The sequence below is a fragment of the Salinispora sp. H7-4 genome (assembly GCF_013416675.1).
Taxonomy (GTDB): Bacteria; Actinomycetota; Actinomycetes; order Mycobacteriales; family Micromonosporaceae; genus Micromonospora; species Micromonospora vitiensis.
Window position 1 is genome coordinate 1 of record NZ_JABZED010000069.1, and the last position, 13,878, is coordinate 13,878.

14 protein-coding genes and 1 pseudogene are annotated in these 13,878 nt (G+C 71.7%); 6 read left to right on the forward strand and 9 right to left on the reverse strand.

Translation table 11 applies throughout. From position 1 onward, the window contains the following. The 4 genes and pseudogenes from H0524_RS23570 to H0524_RS23585 form a co-directional block, all read right to left on the reverse strand. A pseudogene (locus tag H0524_RS23570) lies at window positions 1-372 on the reverse strand (cell wall anchor protein); the annotation flags it as partial. A gap of 6 nt (window positions 373-378) precedes the next feature. Beyond that, window positions 379-516, reverse strand: coding sequence for a hypothetical protein (locus H0524_RS23575; RefSeq protein WP_180200621.1), 138 nt, complete (start codon window positions 514-516; stop codon window positions 379-381). Between the two features lie 298 nt (window positions 517-814). Next, window positions 815-1,411, reverse strand: coding sequence for a hypothetical protein (locus H0524_RS23580; protein WP_180200622.1), 597 nt, complete (start codon window positions 1,409-1,411; stop codon window positions 815-817). A 379-nt stretch (window positions 1,412-1,790) separates the two neighbouring features. Beyond that, window positions 1,791-2,627: a phosphatase PAP2 family protein gene (locus H0524_RS23585; RefSeq protein WP_309225215.1), complete on the reverse strand. Its 837-nt coding sequence runs from the start codon at window positions 2,625-2,627 to the stop codon at window positions 1,791-1,793. A gap of 42 nt (window positions 2,628-2,669) precedes the next feature. Here H0524_RS23585 and H0524_RS23590 point away from each other — a divergent pair, with 42 nt between their 5' ends. Next, the gene (locus tag H0524_RS23590) at window positions 2,670-3,881 is read left to right on the forward strand and encodes a DUF4032 domain-containing protein (RefSeq protein ID WP_018726354.1); all 1,212 of its coding nucleotides are present in this window, start codon (window positions 2,670-2,672) and stop codon (window positions 3,879-3,881) included. A 51-nt stretch (window positions 3,882-3,932) separates the two neighbouring features. Here the strand turns inward: H0524_RS23590 and nagA are convergent, their stop codons facing one another. The 3 genes from nagA to H0524_RS23605 are packed head-to-tail and all read right to left on the reverse strand — an operon-like array spanning window position 3,933 to window position 6,930. Continuing rightward, complete coding sequence (gene nagA / locus H0524_RS23595; protein WP_180200623.1) at window positions 3,933-5,042, reverse strand: N-acetylglucosamine-6-phosphate deacetylase; 1,110 nt, start codon at window positions 5,040-5,042, stop codon at window positions 3,933-3,935. Next, window positions 5,039-6,004, reverse strand: coding sequence for an ROK family protein (locus H0524_RS23600; RefSeq protein ID WP_180200624.1), 966 nt, complete (start codon window positions 6,002-6,004; stop codon window positions 5,039-5,041). The genes nagA and H0524_RS23600 overlap by 4 nt, the downstream gene beginning before the upstream one ends. Beyond that, window positions 6,001-6,930, reverse strand: a complete 930-nt coding sequence (locus tag H0524_RS23605) for an SIS domain-containing protein (RefSeq protein WP_180200625.1) — start codon at window positions 6,928-6,930, stop codon at window positions 6,001-6,003. Before H0524_RS23605 ends, H0524_RS23600 begins: the two co-directional genes overlap by 4 nt. Window positions 6,931-7,114: 184 nt before the next feature. Here H0524_RS23605 and H0524_RS23610 point away from each other — a divergent pair, with 184 nt between their 5' ends. The 4 genes from H0524_RS23610 (at window position 7,115) to H0524_RS23625 (ending at window position 10,520) form a co-directional block, all read left to right on the forward strand. Continuing rightward, on the forward strand, window positions 7,115-7,900 hold the full coding sequence (locus H0524_RS23610) for a DeoR/GlpR family DNA-binding transcription regulator (protein WP_180200626.1): 786 nt from the start codon (window positions 7,115-7,117) through the stop codon (window positions 7,898-7,900). 175 nt (window positions 7,901-8,075) lie between these two features. Next, on the forward strand, window positions 8,076-9,020 hold the full coding sequence (locus H0524_RS23615; protein ID WP_309225216.1) for an ATP-binding cassette domain-containing protein: 945 nt from the start codon (window positions 8,076-8,078) through the stop codon (window positions 9,018-9,020). After that, on the forward strand, window positions 9,017-10,027 hold the full coding sequence (locus H0524_RS23620; RefSeq protein WP_180200627.1) for an ABC transporter permease subunit: 1,011 nt from the start codon (window positions 9,017-9,019) through the stop codon (window positions 10,025-10,027). Before H0524_RS23615 ends, H0524_RS23620 begins: the two co-directional genes overlap by 4 nt. Before the next feature lie 109 nt (window positions 10,028-10,136). Further along, a complete protein-coding gene (locus H0524_RS23625) occupies window positions 10,137-10,520 on the forward strand; it encodes a DUF3263 domain-containing protein (protein WP_180200628.1) in 384 nt (127 codons plus the stop codon). Window positions 10,521-10,552: 32 nt separating this feature from the next. On the opposite strand, the gene H0524_RS23630 is transcribed toward H0524_RS23625, so the two are convergent. After that, on the reverse strand, window positions 10,553-10,768 hold the full coding sequence (locus tag H0524_RS23630; protein WP_018218042.1) for a hypothetical protein: 216 nt from the start codon (window positions 10,766-10,768) through the stop codon (window positions 10,553-10,555). Window positions 10,769-10,986: 218 nt separating this feature from the next. On the opposite strand from H0524_RS23630, the gene H0524_RS23635 reads away from it, so the two are divergent. Then, the gene (locus H0524_RS23635; protein ID WP_180200629.1) at window positions 10,987-11,496 is read left to right on the forward strand and encodes a GNAT family N-acetyltransferase; all 510 of its coding nucleotides are present in this window, start codon (window positions 10,987-10,989) and stop codon (window positions 11,494-11,496) included. Here H0524_RS23635 and H0524_RS23640 read toward each other — a convergent pair. Then, window positions 11,490-13,805 carry an AAA family ATPase gene (locus tag H0524_RS23640; protein WP_180200630.1) on the reverse strand — a complete coding sequence of 772 codons (2,316 nt, stop codon included), beginning with the start codon at window positions 13,803-13,805 and terminating at the stop codon, window positions 11,490-11,492. The two genes, H0524_RS23635 and H0524_RS23640, sit on opposite strands and share 7 nt — an antisense overlap. Window positions 13,806-13,878: the final 73 nt, after the last annotated feature.

Below are 13,878 nucleotides of genomic sequence, written 5' to 3' on the forward strand. Positions count from 1 at the left end.
CTGGCCGGAACTGTTGGCGCCCCAGGCCAGCATGGTGCCGGTGGAGGTCACTGCCAGACTGTGGCCTTGGCCGGCGGCGACGGCGGTGATCGTGGTGTCGGCCGGCAGGTCCACTGTTACGGGGGTGCTGCTGTTGGTGGTGGTCCCGTCGCCTAACTGGTCATCGGCGTTGTTGCCCCAGGCCAGGCCGGTACCGGGTGGGCTTGCTGCCGCCGACGGAACGCTCTGCGCGAGCACGGGTGCCGCGCCGACCGAGGTTATGCCCAGCACGACCGCGACCATCAGCGGCACCGCGAACAGCCCCCGCAGACTCGCGGGCCGGAGCCAGCTTCTTCTCACGTCCGCGACCGTGCCGGTCCAGATACTCTCCATCTACCCCTACCCCTCTGACTCCCCGCCACCGGCCACGTCCGACCACGGCCGGTACAACGACTCCAGCCGGCCGCAGGCTGCGTCGGTGAGGTTGGCGCTGCGCAGGTCGGCGCGGGTGAGGCCAGCGTCGTAGCGGCCGTTCAAAACGGGGTTGATACGGGTCTGCGGTCGGCAGTCGGGGTCGGCGGTTGGAGAAATAGAGCATCTTGTTGATGCGTCGGTCGATGTTAGTCGATGCGCCAGGTAAATGTCTCGTCCGCCGGGGCCTTCCGGTGTGCGGAAGGCCCGGTCTCCTAAACCCCGAGATACGGCTGTTGGCCGGCACCCGAATCCGGTGCCGGCCAACAGCGTGCTCTCCCCTGGTGGGGGCGTGATCTTGGTGGTTCAGCTGACCAGCTCGGCAGCTCGGCAGCTCGGCAGCGCGGTCAGCGGCCCGGTCGGCTCACTTGTTGAGCCGCCACTGGTCTACGGTCTCGCCCCGGAGAACGCTGAGCAGTGCCTCTTTGTTCTCGAAGCTGGTGACCTTGTCCCGGTCCTCGCTCAGGTGGATGTGCCAGAGGTGCGACGGGTCCGAAGAGGCGGCTTCGTCCTTGCGGAAGTCCCAGCCTTCCACCTCGTTGTCACTGTCGGCCTGCCCGAAGAACTCGCGCCAGCCGTCCAGTCGAGGATCATCGGGATCCTGGCCGGAGGCGAGCAGACGGCTGGAATACTCCGCGATGTTGGTGGCCTCCGAGAAGGTCCAGTCGTAGGCAGCGGCCTTGTCCGAGGGTCCGCCCTGGTCGTTGTCGTCAAGGACGGAGTAGTCGGTGGGGCTGTTGGCCGTGCGGGTGTTGTGATAGCCGGGCTTGTCGGTGAAGACACCGCCGTCGGCCGTGCCGGGCTGCAACTTCAGAAGTTCCTCCTGCAGCCACGACGAAGCCTCGGCCACCTTGTCCGGGTTACCAGCAGCGGTTACGGGCGTGGCGGTCACCGCGAACGCTCCGCCCAGAGTCGCGGACGCAGCCACGGCCAGCACACTACGACGCAGAATCGTGTTCATGAGAATGCTCCATTCGGGGGTCGACACCCCACACGCACCCGAAGGGGGCAGGTGGCAGGGGTGCAAGCACCGTCCGGCGCTCAACAGAACAGGAAAAGAAGATCCTCGACTACCGCGGTCCGGTGGGACACGCGGGCGCCGGGTCCATGTGTAACGACCGGCGGGCCGCCATCATTCCGGGGCCTCACCCACCACACGGACGGGTCGCTTCCTCGGTCGTACGCATGGTGTAACGCCCCGACGCCGGCCGGGATTCCGCCACCACCATGCCCCCGACCACACCCCAGACGGGGCGTCACGCGGATATCAGTGATGCTTACCTAATTGGGTGCCGAACCCACCCATATACGACACGATCCACGCGGCAGCGGGTCCTGAATCAGTTCGTGCGCTCGGAGGTCCGCCTCCGGCGGTCCTGGTCGATCCTTCGGGGCAGCGGAATGTCATCCCAGGGCACCCGGTGCAGCACCCGATCCAGCAGGAGGCCGAGCAGCAGCCCGGCGATCGAGTCGGTCAGCCAGTGCCAGCCCAGGTACAGGGTCGTGGCGAACACCACCAGGGGCGGGACGACCCGCACCGCGATGGCGAGCCGGCGTGGCAACGTGCGCCCGTACGTCTGCAGTAGCTGGGCGAGGAGCAGGACGATCACGCCCCACCAGATGATGGTGTTGACGACATGCCCGGACGGGTAGGAGCGGGTGAACTGCAGCGCCAACTCGTGCTGGAAGAGCGGCAGGGTCTGCTCCGGCGCGAGGAAGGGTTCGCGCGTACTCGCGCTGGGCGCGGGCCGGGCCGTCGCCACCTTGAGTCCGCCGACCACAAGGTTGATCAGGACGAACCCGGCGACCGGCGGCAGCAGTGGGCGGGCGGAGCGCAGTCGTACGGCGAGCAGAACGCCGAGCCCGACCGCGACCAGGGTCAGCGGGCCGCCCTGGCCGAGGTGGTTGAGGATGAAGGCGACCCAGTACGCGGCGGTCGGGCGGTGCGCGTCCGACCAGTCGGCCACCGCCCGGTCGAGGCCGAAGAGGTAGCCGGCGGCGAGGGCGCCGGTCAGGGCCACCAGACCGGCGAGGAGCAGCCCGTCGAACCACCAGCCAGCCGGGCGGACCGATCGGAGCCGTACCGCTCGCCACGGGGTCATTGCCTGCCGCATCTCGGCCACGCTACCGGCCCGTTCGGCCCCCGGCCCGGTCCGGGTGGCTGTGTGCCAAACCACGCGGGGAGGCGTTCCGGCAGGGGAGGGCGCAAACTGGAGTGCGTGCGGATCACCTCGGCTCTCGTTGACCCGGCGCTGCTCGACCTGCCCTGGTCGACCCCGCTGGTGGAGTGGCCGGCGCAGCACCTGGTGGCGCTGCCACAGGGCATCTCTCGACATGTTGTCCGGTTCGTCCGGCTCGGCGGCTACGTGTACGCGGTCAAGGAGACCGGTGAGCGGGTGGCCGAGCGAGAGTACGACCTGCTGCGGGCCCTGGAACGGATCGACTTCCCAACGGTGGAGGCGGTGGCGATCGTCGCCGACCGGCAGACCGAAGCCGGGGAACCGCTGGACCCGGTGCTGATCACCCGGCACCTCCAGTTCTCCCTGCCCTACCGGGCGCTCTTCTCGCACACGCTGCGGCCCGAGACGATGGAGCGACTCCTCGACGCGTTGGCCGCGCTGCTGGTCCGGATGCACCTGACCGGCTTCTTCTGGGGCGACTGCTCGCTGTCGAACACCCTCTTCCGTCGGGACGCGGGCGCGTTCGCCGCCTATCTGGTGGACGCGGAGACCGGGGTGCTGCACCGCTCGTTGTCGAACGGGCAGCGCGGTGAGGATCTGGAGATCGCCCGGGTGAACATCTTCGGGGAGGCGTTGGATCTACAGGCGGCCGGGCTGCTGCACGAGTCGATCGACCCGGAGGCGGTGTGCGAGGAGGTCGTGCAGCGGTACGAGCGGCTGTGGCATGAGATCACCTATGAGCAGCAGATCGAGCGGGAGGCGCGGCACGACATCGAGGGCCGGATCCGCGGGCTCAACGAGTTGGGCTTCGACGTGGCCGAGATCGCCGTGTCGACGATCGACGACGGGCGGTATCTGGTGCGGCCGAAGGTGGTGGACGCCGGCTACCACACCCGGCGGCTGCTTCGCCTGACCGGTCTGGACGCGGAGGAGAACCAGGCGCGTCGGCTCCTCAACGACCTGGACGCCTACCGGGCCGAGAGCGACCTGGTCGATGAGCAGCAGGCGGCACACCGCTGGCTGACCGAGGTCTTCGAGCCGGTGGTCCGCGCCGTGCCGGCGCACCTGCGCCGCAAGCTGGAACCGCAGGAGATCTTCGCGCAGATCATCGAGCACAAGTGGCTGCTCTCCCAGCGGGCCGGTCGGGATGTCGGCATGGGCCCGGCGGTGCAGTCGTACCTCGGGGACGTGCTGGCCCACCGCCCCGACGAGCAGGCGGTGCTCGGGGTGGAGATTCCGCCCCCGGGCTGACCGGCGGTGCGTACCGCCGTGCCGTGTACTGACGCGGCCCGTTCGGCCCGGTCAGTCCAGCCAGGTGCCGGCGCGCATCACCCGGACCACGTTCAGGTCGTCGTCGAGCACCACCAGGTCCGCTCGGAGGCCGGGCTGGAGGGCGCCGACCCGATCGCCGAGACCGATCGCCCGGGCGGGCGTGGTGGCCACCATCCGGGCGGCCTCCGGGACGGCGACGCCGGTGCCGACCGCGTGCCGGAAGGCGGCATCCATCGTCAGCGTGCTGCCGGCGACCGCCCCGTCGCTGGCGAGCCGGGCCACGCCGGCGGTCACGGTGACCCGCTGTCCGCCGAGCTCGTACTCGCCGTCGGGCTGACCGGCGGCGGCCATCGCGTCGGTGACCAGGGCGGTCCGCTCCACACCGGCGGTGGTGGTGGCGAAGGCGAGCATGCCGTCGTGCAGGTGCACTCCGTCAGCGACCAGTTCGCAGACCACGGTGGGGGCTTCCAGCAGGGCGATCACCGGTCCCGGCTCCCGGTGGTGCACCGGGCGCATCCCGTTGAACAGGTGGGTGGCGACGCTCGCGCCGGCGGCGATGGCGGCCTGGGTCTGCTGGTACGTGGCATCGGTGTGGCCGATCGCCGGGACCACGCCGTGGGCGGTGAGTAGCTTGATCGCCGCGGTCGCTCCCTCGCGCTCCGGGGCGAGGGTGACCATCCGGATCGTCCCGCGGCCCAGCTCCAGCAGCTCGGTCAGTTCCGCGGTGGAGGGGTCGCGCAGGTGCGCCGGGTTCTGCGCCCCGCACCGGGCCGCGGAGAGGTACGGGCCCTCGAAGTGAATCCCGGCGAGCACCCCTTCGGCGACCAGCGGCCGATAGGCGGTGGTGGCGGCGCGCATCAGCGCGAACGGCGAACTCACCAGGCTGGCCAGCAGGGTGGTGGTGCCGTGCCGGAGGTGGAAGCCGGCGGCGGCCCGGGCCTCGTCGGCGTCTCCGGTGGTGAAGGTGTGTCCACCGCCGCCGTGGGTGTGGATGTCCACGAACCCGGGGAGGATCCAGTGCCCGTCCCGCCCGGACGGGTACTCGGCGACCGCGGTGATCTGCTCGTTGCTGATCTCTACGCAGCCCTGGCGGATCACCCCGGCGGGGGTCACCACCCTACCGGTCACCCGTACCGTCATCGCTTCTCCAGGCTGTCGAGGGCGAGCAGGGCGGCGCCGATGCAGCCCGCCTCGGCGCCGAGGGCCGCCGGGACCAGCCGTGGCTCGCGGTGGAAGGTCATCCGGTCGTGTAGCGCGGCCCGCAGCGGGTCGAACAGCTGGGCGCCGGCCCGGGCCAGCCCGCCGCCGAGCACGACCGTCTCCACGTCGAAGAGCGCCTGGCCGGTGGCGAGGCCGTCGGCGAGGGCCGCGACCGCCTCCGCCCAGACCTGCTGGGCCAGCCGATCGCCGGCGGCGGCGCGGGCGGCCACCTCGGCCGCGCTCGGCCCGGGTGTGCTGCCGGTCAGCTCCGTGTAGCGGCGGGCGACCGCCGAGGCGGACGCGATCGCCTCCAGACAGCCGGCCTGCCCGCAGCCGCAGCGCGGCCCACCGGGGCGGACCAGGATGTGGCCGAGCTCCCCGGCAGCGCCGTGCGCGCCGACGGCGGCCGTTCCGTCGATCACATGGGCGGCGGCGATGCCGGTGCCGATGGCGACGAAGAGGACGTGTCGGTCGTTCTGACCGGCGCCGAGGCGTGCTTCGGCGATGCCGCCGACGCGGACGTCATGGCCGAGCACCGCCGGCATCCCGAGCCGGGCCGTGGCCAGGGCTCGCAGCGGCACGTCGCGGAAGCCGATGTTGGACGACCAGATCGCCACCCCCGCCGCTTCGTCGATGACGCCGGGGACGGCGAGGCCGAGCGCCACCGGAGTGAGCCCTTCCCGGCGGGCCGTGTCCGCCAGGCCGTCGGCCACGTCGAGGATGGTGTCGATCACGGCCGCCGGACCGCGGGCGGCCTGGGTCGGGTGGTGTTCGGTGCGCGCGACGGTGCCGTCCCGGTGGACCAGGGCGCACTTCATGCCGCTGCCGCCGACGTCGATCGCGACCACGACCTGCTGCCGGTCGGGTGCGCCGTCCGGAGCGTTCAGTTTCCCGCTGCTCATGCCAGCACCACGGAGCGGGCGAGGTGCCGCGGTGCGTCGGGGTCGAGGCCGCGGCTGGTGGCGAGCGTGACGGCGAAGCGCTGCGCCAGGATCAGGTCGGCCATCGGGTCCATCGGGGTACGACCGGCGGCCCAGTTTCCGATCACGCTGCGGCACCCGTGGGTGCGGCTGTGCACGAAGGCGGCACCGGTGGCCGCCACGTCCTCGGCAAGCCCCTCGGGCAGGTCACCGAAGGCCCAGACCAGTCGGCCCGGTGCGGCGACGGAGATCGGGCCGTGCCGGTAGTCCATGGCCGGGTACGCCTCGGCCCAGAAGGTGGCGGCCTCGCGGCACTTCAGCGCCGCCTCGTGGGCCAACCCGACGGTCCACCCCCGGCCGAGGAAGGTGACCTGTTCGATCTGGGCGGGGTCGATCGGTAGGGGGGCGCGTACCGCCACCTCGGCGTCGGCGGAGAGCGCGGTGATGTTGTCGCCCAGGTGGGCGCGGAGCAGGGCCAGCGCGGTCGTCGCGAATCGGGTCTGCACCACCGCGCGTTCGTCGGCGAAGGCCAACGGCACGGTGGCGTCGGCCAGGTCGGCGGCGAGGGCGGCGGGGTCACCGGCCAGGACGGTGGTGGGCAGCACTCCGCGGAGCGCGGCGAGCAGCTCGGTCACCTCGGTGGTGGTGCCGGAGCGGGTGATCGCGATCAGTCGGTCGTAGCGGCGCCCGGTGGGAAATTCGCTGGCCTGGAAGGCGTCGGTCTCGCCGTGGCCGGCGTGCTCGCGGCGGGCGGCGTAGGCCATCGCCATGAACCAGGAGGTGCCGCATCCCACGACGGCGACTCGCTCGCCGGGTTGGGGCAGCTGGTCGGCCACCGAGGTGGCCAGCCGTGCCGCGGTCCGCCAGCAGTCCGGTTGACTCGCGATCTCCATGTCGACGTACGACATCAGGTTCTCCAGAGCGTGCGCAATTTGGCTCGTTAGGCCCGGCTTTCGCGCGCTATTGTGCGCCGATTTGGGTGGTAGTGGCAACCAGGCCGGGGATCGAGCAGAACCGGCGTTGCCTTTACCTAGTTTCGCGCACTAGTGTGCACGCACAATCACCAATCGTGCAGCCGCTGGAGGGTTCGGGGTGGACCGGTACGCGAGATGGAACGCCCTGCTCGAGATGCTGACCGACAGCGGTCGGGTCAGTGTCGAGGGAGCCGCCGAACGCCTGGCCGTCTCGCAGGCCACCATCCGTCGGGACTTCGACCAGCTCGCCCAGCAGCAGATGATCACCCGTACCCGGGGTGGGGCGGTCGCCAACGGCGTCTCGTACGACCTGCCGCTGCGGTACAAGTCCGCGAAGCACTCGGCCGAGAAGCAGCGGATCGGCGCGGCAGCCGCGGCGCTGGTGACCCCGGGCACAGTGGTCGGCCTCAACGGCGGCACCACCAGCACCGAGGTGGCGCGAGCGCTGGCCGTACGGCCGGATCTAAACACCAGCGCCGAGGGCGCCCAGCTCACCGTGGTCACCAACGCCCTCAACATCGCCAACGAGCTGCTGGTCCGGTCCCGGATGAAGGTCGTGGTGGCCGGTGGGGTGGTGCGACCCAAGTCATTCGAGCTGGTCGGCCCGCTGGGCGGGGCCCTGCTGCGGGAGGTCACCCTGGATGTGGCCCTGCTCGGGGTGGACGCGGTTGACCCCCAGCTCGGTGCCGCCGCCCACCACGAGGGGGAAGCGGCGATGAACAGCCTGATGGTGGCGCGGGCGAAGCGGGTGGTGGTGATCGCCGACTCCTCCAAGCTGGGTGGCCACGCCTTTGCCCGGATCTGTCCGGTGGACCGGATGGAGGCCCTGGTCACGGACTCCGGTGCGGCACCCGAGGTGGTCGCTGCCTTCCGCGCGGCCGGCGTGCGGGTGGTCTGCGCCTGAATCACACGACCACACCTCCTATCGTCGCTTTCCGACGCGATGCGCGGATTGGGTATTGCGCAAACGGTAGTACCGCGTATTGTGTGGTGAGTGCCGCCAACGGGGGAGGTGCAGCGTGACTGCTGTCCTGGAAATAGAAGGTCTGCAAAAGTCCTACCGCAGCCGAAGACGCGGCATCCGCAACGCGCTCGACGGCTTCGACATGCGGGTGGAGGCGGGCCAGGTGCACGGCTTCCTCGGCCCGAACGGGTCGGGTAAGACGACCACCCTTCGTACGCTGCTCGGTCTCATCCGGCCCGATGGCGGCCGGATGAGACTGCTCGGCCACGACGTCCCGGCCGACCTGTCCGCGGTCGCCGGTCAGGTCGGCGCGATCGTGGAGAGCCCACAGTTCTTCCCACACTTCACTGCCCGGGACACCCTGTCCCTGCTGGCCACCGCGGGCGAGGTCCGCTCCACCCGGATCGACGAGGTGCTGGAGTTGGTGGGGCTGCGAGACCGGTCCCGGGAGCGGGTGAAGACCTACTCGCTCGGCATGAAGCAGCGGCTGGCCGTCGCCTCCGCCCTGCTGAAGGAGCCGCGACTGTTGATCCTGGATGAGCCCGCCAACGGGCTGGACCCGGGTGGCATCCGGGAGATGCGGGCGTTGATGCGGAACCTGGCCGAAGCGGGCACCACAGTGCTGCTGTCCAGCCACATCCTCGCCGAGATCCAACTGATCTGTGACTCGGTCACGATCATCTCGTTGGGTCGCCGGGTCGCGTTCGGCCCGGTGGAGAAGGTGCTGGCGACCCATTCGGCCGGCATCGTCCGGGTACGCCTGGAAGCGGTGGCCGACCTGCCGGAGGCGAGCGAGGCGCTGACCCGGGCCGGGTTCCGGGTCACCCGGGAACCGGATCACCTGCTGCTCGCCGGGGTGGAGGAAGCCGCCATGGTGACCCGCCTCCTGGCCGGTCAGGGCCTGTACGTCAGCGAGTTGGTCTGGGTCGACGCCGACCTGGAGAGTGTCTTCCTCGAACTGACCGCCACCGCGCCGGCCCCCGGCCAGAGCCGGCAGGTCGACCAGTCGGCGCGGCCTGCCACGGTGGGTCAGCGCAGCGCAGGAGGGTGGGGCGCGTGAGTCTCTATCGTGCGGAACTACGCCGGCTGGTGCTGCGGCGCCTCACCCGCTGGGCGACCGTGCTGGGCCTGGCGGTGTTGGCAACCGTGGCCGTCGGGGTCTTCCTGTCGAACCAGAAGATCGACGACGCGGCCTGGGCCAAGGCCGAGGTGGCCGCCGAGCAGTACTGGCAGCAGCAGGTGAAGCAGACCGAAGAGTTTCGGGCCGAGTGCGAGCAGGCGGCGGCCCGGGGCGACCAGTCGGATCGCTTCCCCCCCTGCTCCCAGATCTCGCCCCCGCCCCCGGACGCCTTCCCGGCGGAACTGTACCTACCGGCCACCTTCGACTTTCGGGTCAGCTTCGGCCAGACGTTGACCGCGGTCGCGGGGATCCTGGCCCTGGTCGGTTTCGTGGTCGGCTCCTCCTTCGTGGGTGCCGAGTGGAACACCGGCGGCATGATGACCATGCTGTTGTGGCGGCCGAAGCGGGTGACGGTCCTGCTCACCAAGCTGGCCGCCCTGCTCACCGGGCTGTTGGCGTTGGCGGTGACCACGACGGTGCTCTGGTTCGGCAGCTTCTGGCTGATCGCCACCACGCGTGGCAGCACCGAAGGGATGACCGCCGGTGCCTGGCAGTCCTTCGCCCTGACCGGCCTGCGTGGCGTGGTGCTCGCCCTGGTCGCCGCCGTTCTCGGCTTCGGGCTGGCCTCACTCGGCCGGCACACCGCGATGGCGCTGGGCGGCGCGGTCGGGGTGGTGGTGGTCGGGCAGTTCGGTCTTGGAGTGCTGCTCGGCCTGACCGGAGCGAAGTTCATCCAGGCATGGCTGCTCCCCACCTACGTGCTCGCCTGGATGCAGAAGGAGGTCGTCCTTCGGGACTTTCAGACGTGCAACGTCAACCCCTTCGGTCAATGCGAACCGGAGACCCTGACCCTCACCTGGCAGCACTCGTCCGGGCTGCTCGTGGCGGGGCTGGTGCTCGTCCTCGGCAGTGCGTGCTGGGCGATACGTCGGCGAGACATCTCCTGACGTCGCCTCGCCGCTTGGCCAGCCGTCTCGTGCGGCTGGTCAAGCGGCGCACTAGGCTGAGGCATCCCGGGTCGGCCGTACCGAGCCGACCGCCCCCGCGAGGAGGGTCATGCCGCCCGACACCGCCCCGACCGCCGCCGAACCCTCCGGTGACGGGCGACCTGGCGATGGGCGCGGGCGCTCCGTCGTACCACCGCCCCGGCCGGTGCCCGAGGTGGAGGCCGTCGCGTCCGCCGATCCTGAGCCGGACGTCGGATCGACCGTCGGACTGACCGGGCGGGAGCGGGACATCCTCGACTTCGAGCAGCAGTGGTGGCGGCATCCGGGCGCCAAGGAGCAGGCCATCCGGGACCGGTTCGGCTGTACCGCCACCCGCTACTACCAGCTGTTGAACGGGTTGCTGGACAACCCGGCGGCCCTGGCTGCCGAGCCGCTCCTGGTGGGGCGGCTGCGTCGCCTGCGCTCGGCCCGAGCCCGAGACCGACGTCGCTGAGGGGCCGGTAACGCCCGACCCCAGCGGTCGGATCAGCGCTTTTCGTGCATGCGCAGGCCGTTGCCGATGGCGAAGAAGGTCGGAGCCCACTCGCCGATGAAGATCCCCCAGCGGTCGGCGCGGGCCATGCCCGCCCGCTCCAGATGCTTCGAGAGGAACCAACTGCCAAACGACAGGCCAATGCTTATGAAACCCGCGAGGTAGGCGTGCTCGGCTCGGAGTCCGGTCTCGTGTAGGCGCTGCAACATCCGCGATCCCCCTGTCGCAAAGGTCGGCTCGTGCCACGGAAAGCCCGGTGGGCCACCCAGTGCTGACGCTACCTGCCGCCGTGGCGCGGGACGGGGAATTCTGCGACGGAGAGTGAGGAGGATTCGGGTAGGGCCAACTGGCTGATCTCGTCGTCCGGATCGCCAGTCCGCCCCGTTTTAGCTGGACGCTCGCCGATGAGCCCGGCAGACTGCCGGACGTGGCGGGTGACGTGCGGTTGGAGCCGGTTAGTGAACGCAACCTCGAATCGTTGCTCTCCGTAGCTGCTGCTGAGGCGGATCCGACCGATGTCATGCCGCCGGTCGAAGCCCCGGCCGGCTGGTCGCAGGCCCGGCGGGAGGCGTTCCGCGAGTTCCACCGGGCCAGCTTCGCCGGGTTGCCGGGCCCGACCCGCACCCGGATGTACGCCGTCCTGGCCGCCGGCGAGGTCGTCGGGGTGATCCGGATGACCCGCTGCGCCGAGCCGGAGGCGGTCGAAACCGGGCTGTGGCTGGGGCGTTCGGCGCGGGGCCGGGGGATCGGAGCGGCCGCGCTCCGGGAACTACTCCACAAGGCCGCCGCGGCCGGCATGCGCCGGGTGGTCGCGGCGACCACCCCCGACAACCGGGGTGCGCTCTCCGTGCTCACCAACTGCGGCGCGCGGCTGCGCGAAGCGAACGGCCAGGTCCACGCCGAGCTGTCGCTGGACGTTACGCCGAAGGATCACTGACGTTTCTTCGCGTACTCGGCCAGCCAGGTGACCTGGGCCGGGTCCAGGGAGGGGCGTACGCGGGTGCGGGCGACCGCGACGTGGGCGGTGGTCACCGTCGCCGCGGCGAGGGATTCGCGCATCGCGGCGAGCGCCGCCTCCCGGACCAGGGCCGCGCAGTCCGCGGCGGAGAAGCCGTCCAGGTCACCGGCGAGCGCGGCGAGATCCACCTCCGGCGCGAGCGGCACGGTGCGTGACGCCGCCCGCAGGATCTCCGCGCGGCCCGCCTCGTCCGGCGGCGGGACATAGACCAGCCGTTCCATCCGGCCGGGGCGCAGGAGAGCCGGGTCGACCAGGTCCGGCCGGTTGGTCGCGCCGACCACAACCACGTTGCGTAAGGACTCCACGCCGTCCAGTTCGGTGAGGAGGGCGGCCACCACCCGGTCCGCCGTACCGCCGTCGGTGGCCTGACCGCGTACCGGCGCCAGCGCGTCCACCTCGTCCAGGAAGACCAGCGTCGGCGCGGCCTCGCGGGCCCGGCGGAACAGCTCGCGCACCGCGCGCTCGCTCTCGCCCACCCACTTCGACAGCAGCTCGGCGCCCTTCACCGAGAGCACATTCGCCCGGCCGGAACCGGCCAACGCGGTCACCAGGTACGTCTTGCCGCAGCCGGGCGGGCCGTAGAGCAGGACCCCGCGGGGCGGCTGCACCCCCAGCCGCGTGAAGGTGTCCGGATAGGTGAGGGGCCACAACACCGACTCGGTCAGGGTCTGCTTGACCTCGGCGAGGTCCCCCACGTCGTCAAGGGTCACCGCCGCCAATTCCAGGTTCGACGCGGCCATCGTGGTCGGGCGGACCACCGCCAGCGCCGCGTGCAGGTCGGCCATCGTCATGCGGGGCTGCTCCACCGTCTTCTGCCGCAGGGCGGCCCGAACCCCCGCCTCGCGGACCAGCGCGGCCAGGTCGGCGGCGACGAAACCGGGCGTCCGCGCCGCGACCTCGTCCAGCCGTACGTCCTCGGCCAGCGGCACCGGTCGGGTCAGCACCCCGAGCTGCTCCCGGCGCCCGGCGGCGTCCGGCAGCGGGACGCTGACCCGCAGCGGGAGTAGGTCCGGGGTACGGAGGGCGGGGTCCACGGCGTCAAGGCGGCTGGTGGTGCAGACGACGGCGGCCCCGGCCGCGACGGTCTCGGCCACCACCTGACGGAAGACGGTGGCCACCGGGCCGGGCGCGGTGGCCGGGGCCAGCGCCTCCACGTCGGTGATCAGCAGGACGGCCGGTCCGTTGACGCGTACCGCGGCGGCGGCGGTCCGCAGCCGCTCGGCGGCGGCCGGGTTGGTCAACGCGGCGAGCTCCGGCCCCCAGAGTGGCCGAACCCGCGCACCGACCCGGGCGGCGACCGCGCGCACGAGCGCGGACTTGCCGGACCCGGCCGGGCCGTCCAGGAGTACGCCGAGCGACACCGTGGTGCCGAGTCGGCGCAGCACCGCACCGTGGTGGAAGCCGAGGTCGAGCAGCTCGGTCAGCTCCTCGGCCTGGGCGTGCAGCCCGGGCAACTCCTCCACCGCGGGCCCCGGGTCGGTCGTCTCCGCCGGCTCGGTCTCCCGCGCCCCGGTGGGCGCGGCGGCCCGGGGCAGGGGTGAACCCTCGGCAGGGGAGAGTGCCGGGGAAGCCACCAGGCCCTGGGCGGCCGGGGTCGCGGGGTCGTGGGTGGCGGGACCGTGCTCCCACCCGACGGCGGTCTCCATCGTGACCAGCGCCGCTGACGCCGGTGTGGCGGCGGTGACGGTGAGCAGCGCGCTGGTCCAGGCGTAGCCGACCCGGTTGGCCAGGCTCTGCCGGGCCGCCGTCAGGAGGCCACGTAACGCCGGGCCGGGCAGCGCCGTGGGCAGCGCCCCTCCAGGCGTCGCCGCCGGGGGCGGCAGCTCCTGCGGCAGCAGCGAGACGTCGTCGCCGGCGGTGACCACCTTGCCGAGTAGTGCGAGCCGGAGCAGTTCCGGGGAGATGGCCGCGACCACCTGTGGTGCGCCGGTGAGCACCACCCGGGCGGCGGCGGTGACCGGGGTCGGGCCGACGGTGACCTCGCCGCCGTCGCGCAGGCCGAGGTTGCCCAGGGTCAGGTCATCGGCGTACAGCAACCCGGGGGTGGCCTCCGGCTCACTCGCCGCGGCCCGGGCGGCGGTGACCCGCCGACCGGCCAGCCGGACCGGGTCGCCGGGGCGGATTCCGAGCGCGGTGAGCACCTCCGGGTGCAGCCGCACGATGCCCCGGCGGGCGTCGAGCGCGGCCGGCCGTCGGCTGGCGGTGAGTGCGAGCTCCGGTCCCCCCACCCACCGAACCCTAGACGATCTATTCCGAGGGATCAGTGGTCGTAAGCGATGAGGGAGCGCATGACGGGTTGGC